The sequence below is a fragment of the Flavobacterium sp. 102 genome, assembly GCF_003634615.1.
GTDB lineage: Bacteria > Bacteroidota > Bacteroidia > Flavobacteriales > Flavobacteriaceae > Flavobacterium.
The window spans coordinates 1189930-1208905 of sequence record NZ_RBKX01000001.1; the positions used below are offsets into that span (position 1 = coordinate 1189930).

Sequence of the window (18976 nt, forward strand, 5' to 3'; positions counted from 1 at the left end):
GTTTAACAAAAAGAATTTTATAAAATAGTTATTTATGAAAAAAATCAGTTTAATAATATTGATCATATTGCAAAGTTTGTTCGGAATTGCACAAGATTTTGGTTTGAACCCTACTTCACAAAGAATAGGGAAAAGAGAATCTTCAATTTCATCATTAATGCGTTTTGAAGATATACCTGCAAATCATTATACAGGAATACCCAATGTTACTGTTCCGATTTGTACTTTACCCACTCGAAGTAAAGACATATCTGTTGATTTGAGCCTTGGTTATCATCCTTCGTCTGTAGTTATTTATGGTGAAACAGCAGGTGATTGCGGTCTTGGATGGAGTTTATTTGATGGTGGTGCTATATCAAGAACAACTTTTGAAAAACCAGATGAGATGGCAATCTCATTGGGACAGAATGAATCAAATGATGTATATCAATTTAATTTTATGGGTAATTCAGGAAGATTCTATCTTGAGAAAGATGATCAAGGAATTTTAAATATTAAGCTTTTATCAAATAAAAACTCGAAACTAGTTATAACATTCACCTATGATCCAACCACCTATGTAGTAAATACTTTTACTATTTATGATGATAAGGGTTATCAATATCAATTTACTGATGTTGACACTCAAACCTATTATGATGAAAATAATGTAGCAAGTTACAGTTATAAAAGTGCTTATCATTTATCAAAGGTTATTGATAATAACGGTAAAGATTTATTGCTTTACAATTATGATGCTTACACACGCACAGTAAATTCAAATTATACTGATAGTTATAAAAAAATAAATGAAATTGTAGCTGATGGACATGGAAAAATATCATATGTATATAATTTTACAGGACCAAAAATATATAATGAAAATTTAAGGATTGAAAGAATTGAATTAAGAGATTTCAATAATGAACTGATACAAAAATCTACACTTATTTATGATGGACAAAATTTATTAAGGGTTGATTTAAGAACTACTGGGGTGTTTTATTATGAGTTCAATTACAAGAGCAATAATTTCCCAACCAGCGGAAGTTATCAACCAGATGAATGGGGTTACAGGGTATATAAACCAACATGCTTTTTCGTATATCCTTTTCAAAATAACGAAGAAAATTTTAACTCAGTATATTATACAGCTGGTATTTTAAATCAAATGAGAATACCAAGCGGTGGTTCTGTTAATTTTGAATACGAATCAAACACATATTCCTATTATACTCGAGATGCTAACGGAAATTGGGTTTTACAAGTTCCACATAATTTTTACACAGAAGAAAAGCCAGAAAATCAAGTTATAAGTACTTTAGCACAGAAAGAGTTTATAGGAGATGGATCAAACACCTTGACTTTTACTGTTCCTGGGACACCAAATCAAAATGCTGAATATTTTATTAGCGCCGAAACAATTCCTTTTTCAATTCCTGGTTTCTATGATGATCAAGGTAATTTAGCAACTCTTCATCCAAAATTTACTATAAGTGGTTACGGATTTAGCGCAAATACCACACTTGGAAATACAAGCTCCCTAAATCTTTGCTTAGGAGAAAGCTATTTTTTGCGTCAAGGGCAAACTTATACAATAACTTTAAATGCACCTGGAGGAAATAATATCAATAAAAAAGGTACAATAATAATAAGCAAAAAAGAATTGAAAGAAATTCCAGAAGGGATTTATTATGGTGGCGGAATTAGAATAAAAAAAATAGCCTATTTTGATAAAAATATTGTCAATTATTTTGAAAACAAAAGTACTTTTAATGCCTCTGGAATTTTCCCTTCCAAAGAGTTAAACTATTCTTATAACTTTTTTGAAAATCCGACAAGAAGTAGTGGCTTTATAACCCTTCCCGAAATTAATGACGACTTCGCCAATTCAAGAATCATAAGAGAAGCAGTTGGATATAAAAATGTTACTATAGCAGAAATAGGTAATGGTAAACAACAATTAACTTTTACTTCTCCCCTTGATCCTATTGTCACTTCTGGCTCACCAATTGGTCTTGATGGAATATATTATGATTATAAACGTGGTTTGTTAATAAATAGAAAAATATTTACTGAGCAAAATTATCTATTGACCGACACGGATTTTAATTATGGGTTCGTTGAAACGATTACCCCTCTTATCAATTATAGTAATCCCGCTTTAAATGAAAGAGTGGGTTGGGCAAAATTGACTCAAAAAATTTCTCGAAGTTATTTCTCGAACAGTATCATACCCAATACTGTAACAGAAAACTACGAATATAATGATCAAATACGAAAATTAACTAGTAGCACTATAACTAATAGTCTTGGTGAAACACTTAAAACACAATATAGTTATCATATTGGTAATTCTATACACTCCCAAAATAGAATAGGTGAGATTGAAAAAATAGAAACTTTTAGAGGAACCGATTTATTGTTTACAAAGAAAATTAATTTTTCTAATTCATGGATCGGTAATGTTTCTTTTTTACCCAATATTATTCAAACCTCAAAAGGTACTCAACCACTTGAAAATGTATCTAGAATAACGGCTTATGATGAATTTAGTAACCCACTCGAAATGCGTAATGAAAATGGCGCATTTGTAACCTATTTGTGGGGTTACAACAAAACGCAAATAATTGCCAAAATTGAAAATGCAACCAATAGCCAAGTTGCTACTGCTCTTGGTGTAGGTAATGTTGCAGATGTGAATGAGACTAATTTGTCGGCTATTAATGATTTGCGCACTAATACGAACTTAGTCAATTCGATGATTACTACTTATACTTATAAACCTTTAATTGGAGTCAGTACAATAACCGATGCCAAAAACGAAAAAGTAGTTTATGAGTATAATACAGAAAATAGAGTGTCTTTCATAAAGAGTGGTGATAATAAAATTATCACCCAAAATATTTATTATGATAAGACAGATGATAATGACTTAAATGCATTCAGTAATTTACATTATAAATCCGAAACCTCTAATCCACTTGTAACACCAAGTATTACAGATGCAGTTATCAGTAAAGTATTTTTTGATGGACTTGGGCGACCAGTTCAAGAAATTGGTCATCAACTCTCTAACACGGGAAAAGATATAGTATCGCACATAGAATATGACAATTTTGGAAAAAAAACAAAAGAGTATTTACCCTATGCAAATAGCGCAGCGAGTTTACTATATAACCCTAACGCTAAAACAGAGTTGTTAAATTATCCTGAGTATGCAGGACAATTTCCTTACAGCGAAGTGAGATATGAGGCTTCACCACTTAATAGGGTTTTAGAACAAGCAGCACCGGGCGTGGATTGGCAAATAAACAATCCTGATAAGCATACCATACGATATGAATATTTTACCAATACCCTTAGTGATAATGTAAAAAAAATAACTGCAACTGCGGATGAAAATAGTTATGCTTCTCTAGGCTATTATGGTATTTCTATCACTGACGCAGGTTTTTATCCAGCGAATCAATTGGTTAAAATTGTACTAAAAAATGAAAACTGGAAATCTAGTGATGGTTTAAATAATACAATTGAAGAGTATAAAGACAAACAAGGCAGATTGGTTTTAAAGCGTGTTTATGCCGTTTCCGTGGTTAATGGGGTAGAAATTAATACATTTCATGACACTTATATGGTATATGACCAGTATGGTAATTTAACTTATGTATTGCCTCCAAAAGCTGATGGATCAACTTCTACACAAGTTATCGATGAATTGTGTTATCAATACCGTTATGATCAAAGAAACAGATTAGTTGAGAAAAAAGTTCCCGGAAAACAATGGGAATTTATTGTTTATGACAAAATTAACCGAGTTGTAGCAGTAGGCCCAACGCTTTCGCCCTTTACCGATGCACCTGCCAATAGTTATGGATGGTTTATTGCAAAATATGATGGATTAAACCGCAAAATTATATCAGCTTGGCATACTGGTACAACAACTAGTTCTGGCAGAAGGAACTTGCAAAACAGTTACACCAATACTTCAACTTCTTTAAGCGAAAATAAGTCGAATCAAGATACAACCGTTAATAATGTTGCTTTTAGGTATAGTAATAATGCATTCCCAACAGATTATCATGTTTTAACAGTTGATTACTATGATAATTATTCTTTTACTGGCGCACCAACAAACTTTTCTACCATCCTAAACGATAATAGTCAAATAGTTTATTACAATAATACTACATTAAAGCCAACTGGACTTCTAACAGGAAGTTGGAAGCGCTATTTAGAAGCTGTTAACGCTACACCTGTAAAAGGGGAGTTGTCGCATGTGTTATATGATAAAAAGGCACGTCCGGTAAGAGTAAGAGTAGAGAATTTTTTGGGAGGTTATACTCAATTAGATAGTAAGATTGATTTTGCCGGAAAAGTACTTTTTGCTGAAACCAAACACAAACGCCTAAATAACGATCCGACTGAAATTTATATTAAGGAAGTGTTTACCTATAGCTCACAAGATCGTTTACTGACACATACCCATCAAATAGGTCTTGCAGATACACCGGAAGTATTGACGCAAAATAGCTATAATGAACTGGGAAGATTGATTTCAAAGAAAGTGGGGCACACTTTGAGTGATCCACTGCAAAAGGTAGATTATAGCTATAACATTAGAGGATGGCTTACCGAAATAAACAAAGTAAATGATTTAATAGATTCGCCACGCAATGATGTATTTGCGTTCAAAATTAATTACAATCAGGTTGAAAATGCGTTCAATTATACAGGTACACCCCAATATAATGGTAATATTAGCGAGACATACTGGCGAACTTCAAATGATGAAATTGAACGTAAGTATGGCTATGAATATGACCATTTGAATAGATTGAAAAATGCGATTTATCAGAAACCTGGTAGTGCAAATGAAGTTACGAATAGTTATAACGAAAGTGTCAAATATGACAAAAATGGAAATATCATGTTCTTGCAACGTAATGGTGAGTATGACGACCCTAGTCCAACTCAAACTATGCAAATTGATGATTTAACCTATAGCTACGACCTTTCTAATGGCACTAATCGTTTAATGAAAGTAACCGATGCTACTAATTTTATTAGAGGTTTTGACGATGACAGTAATGGTACCAATGATGCTGAAAATGACTATAGTTATGATGCAAATGGTAATTTGACAGGCGACCAAAATAAGGGAATAGTCAGCATAAAATATAACCATTTAAACCAGCCACTAGAAATAGTATTTAGTGGAAGTTCTATTAGAAAAATTAATTTTCTTTATACAGCAGATGGCAATCGGGTACAGAAAGTTATGAAAAATGGCACAACTACAACTGTTACTGATTATCTGGGGGGATTTCAATACAATAAACTTAATGCTACGGCTGCTGTAAGATTGCAGTTTATTGCCACATCCGAGGGATATGTAAACAACACGGTAGCGGGTGGTGTAAACAATTATAATTATATTTACACCTATAAAGATCATTTAGGGAATGTAAGGCTTCTTTACACACGAAATGCAACCAATGTTAAGGTATTAGAAGAAACAAATTATTATCCATTTGGGCTTGAGCACACCAATTATAACTGGGATAAAGAATATTATGAAGCAGTGCAGTCGGGTGAGGTAACAATTAGCAAGGGTGTAGCTATTCCGTATAAGTATAAATTTAATGGTCAAGAAAGGCAGGATGAGTTTAGTTTAAAAACCACTGCCATGGATTTTCGTGAATATGATAATGCTACCGGAAGGTTTAGCAGTATTGATTTATTGGCAGAGAATTCGATGGAAATGACGCCTTATCATTTTGGGAATAATAATCCTAATTATTGGGCAGATCCAAGCGGGTTGAATGTTGAACATTTGAATAGTGGCATCCCTTGGCTTGATGCTATGTGGGCAAACAGCGAATCGAATCAGGAGACAAATTGGGTTAATAATGGTAGCACATTCGAGCAGTATCAAGTTCTTCAAGGAGTGACACCCGGATCTGGTAATCCGATGTCTACTATTTTTATTGGATTTGATGGGTTCGTTTTTACTGCTGATGCTATACCTTTGCGAGAGGCAGTGGTTATAAATTATTTTCACGGTTATGATTATGCTGATGGTATAGGGCAACTTACAAATGCAACAACAGTTTTTTGGGGTGCAAGCCAATTAGGAGTTAATCATTTAAGACAGTTTAATTTAGCATCAAGTGTAGGAGAAGCATTTGGAATAGGAACACAAGTAGCAGCACCTAGACTTAAAGCATTTACTAATACTTTAGGAGCTTGGGGTAATCGAGCGGGCTTGGCGGGGTATGGTTTGTCAGCTTTAGTAATAGGTTCTAAACTTTTAACAGGTCAAACTGTTACTACGGCTGAAACGGCAGGTTTTGGAATAAATACAGCATTAGTTTTAGCAGGTTCCATAGCAGCAGGGACTGCGGCGGCTCCTATTGTAGCTACAGCAGCTCTAATTTATGGAGCGCTTGAATTAGGATCTTATATTTATAATGGTAAAACATTAGAACAAAACATTATAGGACAATGAGAATATTATCTTTTTTGTATTACGCTCTTTATAAACTATCAACAGTGATTAAGAGAAAAGAGGATATTGATCACATCATTGCCTGTAATATTTTATCTGTAATGTTATCAACAAATACAATTTTGTTTTTTGCAATTGTATTAAGATTTAGTTTTGCTAAAGGATTTTTTCTTCCTTATGATAATTATATTAAAATATTTTTTGGTTCAATATTTTTTATATGGTATTTTATTTTAAAAAGGCATTTTATTGAGAAAGAGTATTATGTTTGGATAATAGGAAAATATGATACTGAATATAAAGATAGGATTAAACTAATCCGAATTATTGGATTTTTATATCTGATTTTTACTCCTATAAGTTTTATAGTTTTTGCAATTTTTATCAGTCGTATGTAATGTTCCAAAGTTAGTGATAAACCATTTTCAATCACTTAACAATTTGTAAATCAAATCACATTCAAAAATGATTAATAAAAAGGAGTGCATAGTGCGCTCCTTTTTTATATTTTATCAATCGAGGTCAAAAAAAGTAGCTACAGGAATATTTAAAATATGTGAAATGCTATATAGCATTATGACCGATGTATTGATAACACCTCTTTCAATTCTACTTATCTGAGAAACTTCAACTCCTAATTCATTAGCGAGTTGTTCTTGGGTAAATCCTTTTTCTAGCCTTAGCTTTCTTAGGTTACCTCCAAATTTTACCAGTAGTTCTTTTTTATCTTCTTTATTCACGAAATAAAATTCGATGAATAATAATATTTATATATAGGCATATTTGCCTATAATTTTTATATTTGAATCTGCTTAAAACCAAATATTTTTTTAAATCTAAATAATCAAAAACATGAAAAATATAATTATCATTATCGCTGCTTTAGTAAGTATCAATATATCCGCTCAATGCGAGACTAAAACTGTCAAAAGACCTGATGGAAATACAATAACTTATTTTAATCCAAAACCAGTTATCAGGCAAACCCAATATGAAGTTGGAACTGCAATCTACAAGAATGAAACCTCAGGAATGTATATGGTCAACATTTCTGTTCTATTTAAAACAATACCCCCTAAAAATATTATAGGCAAATTAACCATTCAGACAACTGGCAAGAGAGGTATAGAACTTAAACTGGTCAAAAGTGAACAAGTTGATATGAATGGCAGAAAAGTTGCGATTGGATTGTATGAAATTGACAAGGCTAGTTTTGAAGAACTAAAAAAACACCAACTAAAAAGTATATTCTTTTACTTGGAAAGTAAAATGTATGGTGCCACCGTAACAGAGAACAAAAATATTTATATAAACGAATTAAAATGTTTTAACCTTTTAAAATAATACTACTATGGGAAAAAAGTTGGAGCTAATAATCAACAAAAAGATATTTTTAAATTTATTCATCAGTTTTATTTTAGCTGTATTGACTGTTTTTATTTTAAATCTTTTAGAAATATCACGATCAGAATATAATTCGTGTTGGCGAACTGTGTTTGGTGATTTAGTCTGTCATTGTCAAGATAGGCTTAATTGCTCTTTACTAGCTTTATTGGAAGATTCAGAGATTATTGTGATTCTTTATATTACAGCAATATTTTGGACAATTTCATTAATTAATCACTTTGTAAAATTTAAAATAAAATGAAAAAAAAATTAACAATTACAATACTTGGGATATTGTTTTACATTAATACAAGTGCTCAGAATTACATTTACAAAGGCAGTCAAAAGTTTGAAGCTACAAGTACTTGGAGGTTCAGTTTAAATGCTTCTTATTGGACAACTAACCCAGAAATTACAATAGCTAAACACGATAACGGAGGTTACTTAATCTTGTCAATTGTTGTTCCTTTTAAAGATGATTACATCAAAGGAAACTTAACTATTATTCTAGATGACGGAAGTATGATAAAATGCATTGATAAAGGATTAAAAGACTATGTCGACAATACAAGTACAAAACTTTATAACCTGACAATGCCAGAAATTGAAAAAATGAAAAATTCGAGAATAAATAAAATAAGATTTAATATTTATAGGGATCGTGGAAATTATATGCAGGGAGAATATCAACCTTTTACTGCATCAAATATTAAGAATAGTTTATATTTTACTGTTCCATCAGAAGAAGATGAAAAATATTATGAAACTGATGTAGAGATTTTAAATTTATTTGGGGAGTAATTATGGATAAACTGCAAAGCAAATACCCGAATTTTGTTGAAGCTATGGAAAGCATGAAACAAGGTACTGATACAAGGATGATTTCAAGTGATAAATTGAAAATAAAATATTTGATGTCACTAGTAGCATATAACAGTAAAATAGGAGATGTTCAAATAGAGCTAAACGCAATAGGTAATAGTAATGTTACCGTTACTTTATCTACTCTAACAGGTTTTACAACTCACGCGTCTACTAACAGTAGATTAATAAGCAATGATTTATCAGTAGAGCAGTGGAATGAGTTAATTTATGAAACCATGATCGAACATAATAGCAATCCAGATCATCAAAAAGTCGCAATGGACTTTCTTAAAAAAAGGCTTTCTAATAATAGTAATGGAAAATCAGGCTGTTTATCAGTTTTTCTCTCATTTATGGTTCTAACGGCTTTTCTTTATCTAATTAGATAGTTGATATCTTCTAAAAATTTTTTTTAATTTTTTTTGAAAACTTTTTTCGAAAAGTAAGCATGAACTAAACCAACATCACCCCCGGACCTTAATACGATCTTGGGATAACCCCGCACTACATGAAGTAAGAAGTTGTTGTTTCAACCCACTTGTTTCAAGTTCTGCGGGTTTTCCGTTATGTCTAATCTATAAAATTTAAAAACTATGGCAAAAATCATAGGTTACAAAACATTCGAAAAAGAGAATGGAGAAAAATTCTACTGCCTAATTGTGCAAGGTGGTTTAGAAGCTGTAAAAAGTCAGCAAACTGGGAAAACTTATTTCACAGCAAGAACAGTAACAGTTCCAACAACATTTGATGAACAGGTTTGTTCCGGATTAATTGGAGAAAAGGTTAATGGAGTTGTAAAGAAAGTTGCAACAGCCCCGTATGAGTACACCATTGCAGAAACTGGTGAGGTCGTTGTATTAACTCATAGATATGAGTTTGTGAGTGAAGAAGACGACATTATACAAGAAAATGTGATACCACTTGAATTGGTAAGCTAATTCGACACTTGGAAACATTGATAAGGAACTTCAGAAATGGAGTTTCTTTTTTTATTACAAAAAAACATATGTTTTCTAATTTTTTAACTAATACTAAATATAAAAATTATGAAGCTACAAATAGCTCAAAGACATCAGGTCAAACTTAGGTTAGGTTTGTCCGGAGCAAGCGGATTTGGTAAAACTTATTCAGCTTTATTACTAGCCTATGGAATTACCAATGATTGGACTAAAATCGCCATTATAGACACAGAAAATGGTAGTGCAAGCTTGTATTCACATTTAGGAGATTATAATGCATTGACGTTGGAAGAGCCATACAATCCGGAAAGATATATCCAAGCTATTGAGACTTGTGAAAAATCAGGAATGGAAGTAATTATTATTGATAGCATCACTCATGAGTGGAATGGTAAAGGTGGTTGTTTAGAACTACATGAGCAGCTTGGTGGCAAGTTTCAGGATTGGTCAAAAATTTCACCAAGACATCAGGCATTTATTGATAAAATTCTACATTCAAGTGCCCACATCATCACAACAGTACGACGAAAAGTGGATTACTCGATGGATGCTGATATGAACGGCAAATCCAAAGTTGTCAAACATGGAACAAAAGAAATAACTAGAGAAGGCTTTGAATATGAACTCACCAGCAATTTTGAGTTGATCAATGAAAACCATCTAGTAAAAGCTAGCAAAGACCGTACGGGGCTTTTTATGAATAAGCCAGAGTTTGTAATTAATTCAGCAACTGGTAAGAAACTGATGGAATGGTGTAACAAAGGTGTTTCAGTTGACAACATTAAAGCAGAAATTCTACAATGTCAAACTATTGAAAGTCTCAAAACACTTTATGCCAAATACCCAAGTGTGCAAAATAAAATTCATCCACTGATAGTGGAAAGAAAAGAACAATTAGATGGAGTAAACAATCAGCTAATTTCAAACGAACAAGTAATCGAACCAAATCATTTAGTAGAAGATGGAAACAATAGTAGTAAGCAGTAGTATCAATAATCAAATTGTTGATGAAACAGATGTGATTCAAAAAGCTTCGAGCAGTTTTATTGAAGCTAATACCATAAAGGTTGACCTGAATCATTTAAAAAATGATTGTATTATACCAGTATTTTCAAAGGATAACGAAAGCACAATCTCGCATTTTCAATTTATATCCAAAGCATACGAGGTTGTAAAAGAGTTATTCCCGGATTTTAGCCCTAAGGAGCCCGAGATTAGAGTTTCTCATGAAATCAAGGGTAGAATACCAAGTGCTATTGGAAAACCTGCTAAAGATCTTCTGGAAGGAGAAAAGACAATCTATTATGAGCGATGTGCATTCCTAATCGAATTGCATCAGGCCAAAGAAGTTGTAAATGGAAATACATTGACATTATCAGTCGGAGGGGTGCGCAGTTATAGTCAAGAGAACTTGTACAGCAAGAAATCTGTTGAAAAATTCAAAATCTTTATAGGTTATCAGAATAAGGTGTGCACTAATCTGTGCATATCAACAGATGGCTTTTCCAATGAAGTCAGAATTTCATCTATAAATGAATTGCAAACTGACATGACCAACTTGTTCAGCAATTATGACCGTATCAAGCATCTGGGAATGATGGAACGGATGTCAAAGTTTTTACTTAATGAAGAACAATTTGCTCATTTGGTCGGTAAAATTAGAATGTACCAACATTTGGATAGAGAAGAACAAAAATCAAAGCAACAATTCCTGCTGAATGACGGACAGATTAATTCGGTAGTTAAAGATTATTTCACTTGCCCAAATTTTTCAAGAGATAAGGACAAGAATATTTCACTTTGGAACTTATACAATTTGTTCACTGAAGCTAACAAAAGCAGCTACATTGATAACAATTTAGAGCGAAATGTCAATGCATACGAGTTCATCAATTACCTAGTCTATTCGCTGCAAAATGAACAACCCAACTGGTTTCTCTCATTATAATATTATAGCATTTTCGGCATGATACCATTTAAAAATATAAATACAAGAATGTGAAATTAAACAAGTAAAATGAACAAAAATCAACTGGCAGAGATACTAAAATACTGCTCGCCAAAGGTTATTTACGTTGTTACTTTCAATAATTTATTAAAAAGAATCTTATGCCCTTTCAAAGTAAGAGTGTTAAATCCAGTCGGTGAACTGAGAAAGGGCGAGATTGTTTGGGTAGATGAAGTAAAAGTAACAATGGAATTAAAAACAATTTTTATAATCAAGGGTAGTGCCTATCATTACTATCACTTCGACATTATTATATAGCATTATCGCTATTTATGAGTTATGCTTTTTTGTATATCCAAACTTTTGAAACTGTTTCTCCTCCATCAAAAAACAATTGAAAACGTTTTAGCTAAAAAAAGGAGTTTTAAAAGCTGCATTTTACATATTTAATGATAAAATGCGGTTTTCAACCTCAAATATTACGGAATAATCATTTATTTATCATTTTTAATGAAAATAATTGTAAAAAAATTAGGAAATGTCAATAATTTGTTCGTACCTTTGCATAAAATCGCAGTAATGTAGATTTTAGCTTTACTAAAAAAGCAAAAAACAACAACAAATACACCAAAAAACAACCATTTTAAGCTATTCTCCTTTACGTTATTTAACTGAAGAGTATTTTTTATGCTCTTTAAATTAGTTAAAATGTAATACTCATTATTGTGATTTGAAATTGAACAAATTTTAAATTATAAATGAAATGAATTTTAAAAATGAAAATGATGGTAATTTAATACCAAAAGCTAGTCATTCTGAAGAGAATGAAAAAGATGATAACAACTCTAATTATCCAATCTATCTCTATCAACCATCTATTATTACTTATGTTACTGACACTTCTGAAGTGCAGACGGATAGTGATAGAGAAAAAAAACCAGTATTTGTAAGGGATTCGAGCGCATCTGATGAAAATTTTGATAAGTACTTCTATGACATTTACCCGCAGTTTTTAACAGATGTAAATTGTATTGTTGTACCAAAAAAAGTCAAAAGACATCTCGAAAGGGAAATACCCCTAAGTTTATTACGTAAAGTAGACAAGGACAAAAACGTTGCTATTGAAAAATGTTTAATCGTAGCTTCAAATCTGACTTCAACAATTTTTTCTGATGAAAAATGGAAATCTCTTTCCTCTACTTTATTAAATGAGCAAATAAAGAAAGGACGAGATAATACATTCCTGTACAAGCATGCTTTGAATGTGCTAACGTATACTTCGAAATACAGCAATCCTGTTTTTGAAGTTAAAAAGAATGTATTTGATAAGGAAACTTATCAGCAAGGAGTTAGTTCTAAAGTTTTTAAACTTAATTCTAGTTTTTCAGAATATGGCACAATAAATTACTATCTGACTGATAACAATTGTCTTCAAAAAAGAAGAAAATATATTTATTCAAAACTGAAAAAGGCAAAAGAGAATTCAATTGCAAACAACCTACTTAATCTTTATCCATCAATAGAGTTGCCTAGTATGGACGAAATGTTTGTAGAAGCAAAAAGACTAATAAAAATCAATTACAAAACTAAGAAAGGCAAACAAGTTACTTTTTTAAACAAACGAAAAAAAGAATATTATCCGAACCATAAAGCAAGAAGTTTTGTTGAAGACAATTTAAAACAATATGAGTATCTAACTCAGAGGGGATTTATGATTCCTATAGTTGGAAATGACAGATCTGGAGGAAGAGTAGTTGATAGCTTCAACCTTATGCCAAGTTGGATTAGAAAACTAATAAAAATTGATGGAGAAAACATTGCAGAAGTTGATTTTAAGGCGCTTCATCCCAATATAGCGATGTCATTATATGGCGGAACAAAAAAGTTCCTTACACATCAACAAATAGCTTTGGAAAGTGGCATTGATGTTTCAAGAGTTAAAATAGAACATTTGTCTTTTTTCAACAAAAGAGTTAGGAACATGAAGAAAAGTGCATTATATAATTATTATTTGACCAATGAGCCGGACATGATGTTCAATATTGTAAACGATAAGTATAAAAGTAAAGACTCCTATAAAATTACATCTAAAAGAATGTTTAAAAAAGAAGTTGAAATAGTGACAGAGTGTATAAATAAAATTAATAAAAAGGGAATTTATGTTGGTTATGTATATGATGCTTTGTTTTGCAAGCAAAGTGATGTTGATACTGTAAAAAAAATAATGGATGAAGTTATTTTAAAATTCAAAGTATATACAACAGCGAGTTTATAAAATTTAAAAGAAAGATAGAATGGAAAGAGGAATTATTTATATAGCTAAAAATGTAGAAACCAATCAAATTTATGTAGGTTCTACCACAAGAGAAATAAAAGAGCGTATTGAAGATCATCTCATAAAAGCTAAAAATCAAACTGGGAGTAAGTTTCAAGAGGCAATTTACACTTATGGTACTGATGCATTTATTTGGGAACAAATTGATACAGCATCTTCAACTGATGAATTGGCTCAAAAAGAAATAAAGTACATTGAGGAATTTGATTCCTTTGAAAACGGTTATAACTCGGATAAAGGAGGAGGATTTAAGAAAACTATTTATAAGTATAATTTAGATGGTTCATTGAATTCAACTTTTGATGACCTTAAAAGTGCTGGAGAAAGCATTGAGGCTACTAAAAAAGCAATTAGTAAAGCTTGTTGGAATGTAAACCATACTTTAAACGGTTACCTGTGGAGTTATGATTATGTTGAACCGTTCATACCTGGTTCGGACAATAGAAGAAAAGAAGTCTACCAATTTGATTTAGATGGAAACTTTTTAGAAAAGTTCAACTCTGTATCCAAAGCATCAGAGCAAACTGCAATATCAAAATCTGGAATTGCAAAATGTTGCAGAGGGGAGAGGAATCATTCTGGAGGATATCTTTGGAAGTATTAATAGAAAGAAAAACGGCTCAATAGGCCGTTTTTGCTATCATTGGTTTTGTGTTGAGAAGAACCCAATCTCTTTAACTAGGGGTTGGGTTTATTTATATAATGTATTAGTATATTTGTTAAAATTTAAGTTATGACTAGTCAAGAAAAAGGGGCTAAATTTGAAAAAGCTGCAAGAGAGTATTTTGTTTGGTTATTTGAAGAAATTGGATTTATAGTATCTAAAGATAGAATTCAGTTCTCTGGAACTCAAGATGGTTTTGACATACAATTAATAGTTGTAATGAATAATTTTGAAAGAGCTATTTATATTGAATGTAAAAATTATTCAACTGATTTAGATATTGGAAATATTCTTAAAAAAGCATGGGATTTAGAGAAAAATTATCATCCAAGTGAAAATGATTTATTTATATCTATACTGCCAAAAACAAACTTTAAAAATGCAGACAATTCTGAAAAATCTTCTCCAGTTTTAAATGAGAAATTTAATTTTAAAAGCTATCAGCTTGATAAGTCAAATGGGATTCAAGAATTGTTCGCTCTTAACGAAGAATTTTACAAAGAAATATATGGCTTAGAATTAGATTTTGAAGTTGATAAACTTAAAGAAATTGAAAAATTTAAAAGTATTATTTATTCTAGAAAGCCTTTTAAAAAAATATTTTTATCGGAACATGACAAAGTAAACTTTATTGCTGATATTGAATTAGATAAAAACTATGTAAATAGATACATAAGTGCTGATTTAACGAGTAAAAATGAGGAGTATAGTCTGTTTAAAAGACTAAGCATCAATCCAAAATCATTAGACGAAGTTTTATTATTTGAAGACAAAGTTTTAGTTTTAGGCAACCCAGGTCTTGGCAAATCAACAGAATTAAAAGAGTTTGCAATATCAAAATGGAAAGTTGGAGAGCAAAATTCATTTACACCTATTTTCAGAAATCTCAAGAATTTTACACAAAATCATAATATTGAAGACTTCCTCCCTACCGAAGTCATTGATTTACAAAGTTGTTACATTATATTTGATGGCATTGATGAAATTAAAGACCCTCAAGATTTCATTTCAAAGCTTGAAGTTTTTATTGATAATAATAGTTCAAAACAAAAAAAATATAAATTCGTTCTTAGTTGTAGAACTAACATTTATGAAAGTATCATAAAAACGATTAGTGGATTTAAGGCATTCTATTTGAATAATCTTTCCCATGATGAAGCATTCGGTTTATTATCTAAGCAATTAGAGAACCCGAGCAGGTTAGAAAGTCTAAGTTTTAAAAGAGTACATTATGATTTTTTAAAAAATCCATTTCTAATAGGCATACTTGCTGAATTCATTAATAAAAACAACAATCTCCCTCAGAATTCGACTGAACTATGGGAAAATTATATAACCAAAAGGTTAGAGTTTGACAACAAAACAAAGTTGGTAAAATTGGACTTAAATACTCCATTAATACTCAAGCTCTCAAAAAAAACTTCTTTAATATCAGAATTAATGAAAATAAATTCATTAAAGGAGGCTGAATTATTAGAATTGACAGGTGAAAATCTTCAAGCTTATTTAAAAAATCCATTAATAGAAAAGGATATATCAAATAATACTTGGTATTTTGAACATAGAAATATTCAAGAGTATTTTGCTGCGAAGCAACTTTCTGAGTTATCATGCCAGAACATTATTGATTTTATAAGCATCACTGACAATATTAAAAAAGGAAACTTTTTCACTAGGTTTATAGTAAACCTATTTAACTCAAATAATATTTTCATCAATAAGACACATCCTTCACTCTTCAACACAATCACTTTTCTAATTAATATTCTTGACAATAAGAAAAGAGAGGAATTAGTAAAATGGTTAGAAGAAAATGACGAAGAATTATTATTCACTGCTGATTCAGATAGACTGTCTCCAGATGTTAAAATAAGAGTTCTTCAAAATTATTTTAAAAAAACTTGCATTGAAAATACATTTTGGATATCTCACAGTGGTAGCTTCAGTGTAGATATAATAGGGAAATTTGGAGATTGTGAAGAAAATTTCATGTATTTACTTTCAATGTTTGAAAACAAAAAAAATCATTTCAGGATAATTATTTCTGCTTTAGATTTATTAGCAAACATGACATTACCTGACCATAAAGTAAATGAGATTAAAGCTCTTTTGCTCTCAAAATTAAAAGACCATAATTTAGATTCTACATGTAAACCAGAAAATGACTTAAAAATTAAGTCCAACATAATAACATGCATACAAAGTTTTAATTTACATAACAATCATTCTGATTTCTTGGAGGAAATTTTAGAGGTCTTTAAAAATGAAAGGGATAAACAAATTAATCAAAGTTTATTATATCTTATAGCTAGTCTGAATGGTGATGTTGACAATTATTTTCAATTTATTTATAAAGAATTTTTAAGAGCTTTTAAATTTGACACAACTGAACAGAATGAGAAATATGTGGTAAACAGCACATTTGTTATTGAAGAAATACTTTTAAGAATAAAATCCTCTGATAATTTTCTAAAAATTGTTAAGTGCTTTTTAAATGACAATAATTACGGCTCAACACTTGATAAAAGCTTTGCAACACAACTATTTGAAAAGTGCAATCAATTTTCTTTGTCTGACCATCTATTTATTGATAAAATACTTGATTCAATTAAAAAAAGAAAAGATTGGCATTCACTAGAGCATGAATTAGTTGCTTTGATATCCTTGACCAACTCAAATTCAAAAGCTATTGAAAAATTCATTACTGATGATGTAGTGTTTAATGAAAGTAGATATTTAGTTGCTAGATTAGTATCTGAAGAGAATATCAGTATCATTATCAATAAGTTCACAAATGAGAAAGCTGATGATAATGACGTGGAAATCATGCGAAATATTATTGGAAATACAAACAGTAAAGACCTTGCTATACAGTTCGAAAAATTAATGACTAATGAAGGTTACATTTTTAAAGAAAAGTATCTGACGCAAGAGGAGCTCGAAAAAAATACTAAGGCAAAAAACCTAAAAAAGCAACACGATTTTGACATCCTTTTTGATATAGGTTTACTAAGTTCAGAGCTAAAGAAAATTTACGATGAAATCAGCTTAGGTAGTATTGATTGGGAAACATTAAGCAAATATCAAACAGATTGGTATTCAAAAAATGACTATTCTGCTGAGCCTAATTCAGCCACTACTCTACTAGTTCATTTAGTAAGGGATAATGGAAAGTTAACTTATGAAGATGTAGTCAATCTGATTAAAGATGAATTTATAATAATGTCTGAAGTGAAGAGACATCTCAAATCGAATTTTGATTTCAACATTGCTGTTGAAAATAAAAACACCATCTCTGAATGGTGCTTAAATTCTGTTGAAAAAATTGATTATAATAGATTAATTATTAGCAAAAGCAATAGAGAATATTCAGTTTTTAGAGATTATTATGTTTGCAAGAATATTTTCTTCTTTCAAAAAAAATTGGATATTCAACTACCTCAAACATTTTATACCGAAACATTAAGATATTGTGATTTTGAATCTTTTAATAATCAAAATAGTGAATTTGATTTTAACAAGGGAAAAATCAGCAACAAAGCCACCTTTGACGAGCTAATAACCAACAACATCAATAACTACAACCTACATTCTACTGCTCTCAGAAATCATATATTATATGCTATAGATAATAACCTAACAGAATCTTTTGAAAAAATAAAATATCATTTTATTAATGACTCAAATTTATGTTTTCAAAATGAAAGCTTACAAAAATTCTTTAGTATAACTAAAGACGTTGAATTTTTAATTAAGTGCTGTGAGGACATTAATTCGTTTTTATGTTGGGAATCTATAGGAATAATAATTAAAAACAATCTTGCACAGGAATTTGCACTTTCAACAGCAAATAAATATTTACTTTCAAAGGAAGAAACGTTCATGTTTAATGCGTTGGGGATTCTTTTTAAATATAATCAACCTGAAGCTTTGGAAATTTTTTATGATTTTGTGAAAAATAATCTTGGTGATTCAATAAAACAAGAATATTACATAAATTATGACAATGAAAGAGGTATTAAAATGATAGCAAAATTTTACTCTTTATTATATCAAGAAAACACAAAGGAGGATATATTCAAAAATCACTACGCAAAAGAGTTAATCAGACATTATATAAATATGATATCTGGTAAGAGTGAAACAACATTTAAAGATGTTCAAGGCATTTTAAATAAAATAAAGAGAGGATTGAAAAAACGTGAAAACGAAATGTTTTATATCAACGTTCTAATTACTGACTCTAAAAACAGCTTTATAAATTTCAAATCAAGACCAATGGAGTTTGTGGATGCAAAAGCCAAAGTTGACAAACTCTAGACAGTCTTCA

Annotated in this window: 13 protein-coding genes; 12 read left to right on the plus strand and 1 reads right to left on the minus strand. The window is 30.7% G+C overall.

Annotation, left to right across the window (positions count from 1 at the left end; all coding sequences use genetic code 11):
- Nucleotides 1-34: 34 nt before the first annotated feature.
- Together C8C84_RS05335 and C8C84_RS05340 are read left to right on the plus strand one after the other, a co-directional pair.
- Entirely contained in the window at nucleotides 35-6490 is a 6456-nt protein-coding gene (locus tag C8C84_RS05335) for a DUF6443 domain-containing protein (protein WP_121312553.1), read from the plus strand.
- Complete coding sequence (locus tag C8C84_RS05340) at nucleotides 6487-6888, plus strand: hypothetical protein (RefSeq protein WP_121312554.1); 402 nt, start codon at nucleotides 6487-6489, stop codon at nucleotides 6886-6888. Before C8C84_RS05335 ends, C8C84_RS05340 begins: the two co-directional genes overlap by 4 nt.
- A 114-nt stretch (nucleotides 6889-7002) precedes the next feature.
- Here the strand turns inward: C8C84_RS05340 and C8C84_RS05345 are convergent, their stop codons facing one another.
- Complete coding sequence (locus tag C8C84_RS05345; RefSeq protein ID WP_158592547.1) at nucleotides 7003-7230, minus strand: helix-turn-helix domain-containing protein; 228 nt, start codon at nucleotides 7228-7230, stop codon at nucleotides 7003-7005.
- A gap of 112 nt (nucleotides 7231-7342) precedes the next feature.
- On the opposite strand from C8C84_RS05345, the gene C8C84_RS05350 reads away from it, so the two are divergent.
- From C8C84_RS05350 to C8C84_RS05400, 10 genes are all read left to right on the plus strand, one after another.
- Nucleotides 7343-7834, plus strand: coding sequence for a hypothetical protein (locus tag C8C84_RS05350; RefSeq protein WP_121312556.1), 492 nt, complete (start codon nucleotides 7343-7345; stop codon nucleotides 7832-7834).
- A 300-nt stretch (nucleotides 7835-8134) separates the two neighbouring features.
- Complete coding sequence (locus C8C84_RS05360; protein ID WP_121312558.1) at nucleotides 8135-8677, plus strand: hypothetical protein; 543 nt, start codon at nucleotides 8135-8137, stop codon at nucleotides 8675-8677.
- A gap of 2 nt (nucleotides 8678-8679) precedes the next feature.
- Nucleotides 8680-9129, plus strand: a complete 450-nt coding sequence (locus C8C84_RS05365) for a hypothetical protein (RefSeq protein ID WP_121312559.1) — start codon at nucleotides 8680-8682, stop codon at nucleotides 9127-9129.
- A gap of 204 nt (nucleotides 9130-9333) precedes the next feature.
- Nucleotides 9334-9678, plus strand: a complete 345-nt coding sequence (locus tag C8C84_RS05370; protein ID WP_121312560.1) for a hypothetical protein — start codon at nucleotides 9334-9336, stop codon at nucleotides 9676-9678.
- Nucleotides 9679-9786: 108 nt separating this feature from the next.
- Complete coding sequence (locus tag C8C84_RS05375) at nucleotides 9787-10686, plus strand: AAA family ATPase (protein WP_121312561.1); 900 nt, start codon at nucleotides 9787-9789, stop codon at nucleotides 10684-10686.
- Nucleotides 10661-11647 (plus strand): DUF3871 family protein, encoded by a 987-nt coding sequence (locus C8C84_RS05380; protein ID WP_121312562.1) that lies wholly within the window; start codon nucleotides 10661-10663, stop codon nucleotides 11645-11647. Before C8C84_RS05375 ends, C8C84_RS05380 begins: the two co-directional genes overlap by 26 nt.
- 69 nt (nucleotides 11648-11716) lie before the next feature.
- Nucleotides 11717-11965 (plus strand): hypothetical protein, encoded by a 249-nt coding sequence (locus tag C8C84_RS05385; RefSeq protein ID WP_199717097.1) that lies wholly within the window; start codon nucleotides 11717-11719, stop codon nucleotides 11963-11965.
- 445 nt (nucleotides 11966-12410) lie between these two features.
- Nucleotides 12411-13922 carry a hypothetical protein gene (locus tag C8C84_RS05390; protein ID WP_121312563.1) on the plus strand — a complete coding sequence of 504 codons (1512 nt, stop codon included), beginning with the start codon at nucleotides 12411-12413 and terminating at the stop codon, nucleotides 13920-13922.
- A gap of 19 nt (nucleotides 13923-13941) precedes the next feature.
- Nucleotides 13942-14586 (plus strand): NUMOD1 domain-containing DNA-binding protein, encoded by a 645-nt coding sequence (locus C8C84_RS05395; protein WP_121312564.1) that lies wholly within the window; start codon nucleotides 13942-13944, stop codon nucleotides 14584-14586.
- Between the two features lie 129 nt (nucleotides 14587-14715).
- A complete protein-coding gene (locus C8C84_RS05400; RefSeq protein ID WP_121312565.1) occupies nucleotides 14716-18966 on the plus strand; it encodes an NACHT domain-containing NTPase in 4251 nt (1416 codons plus the stop codon).
- The last annotated feature ends 10 nt before the right edge of the window (nucleotides 18967-18976 follow it).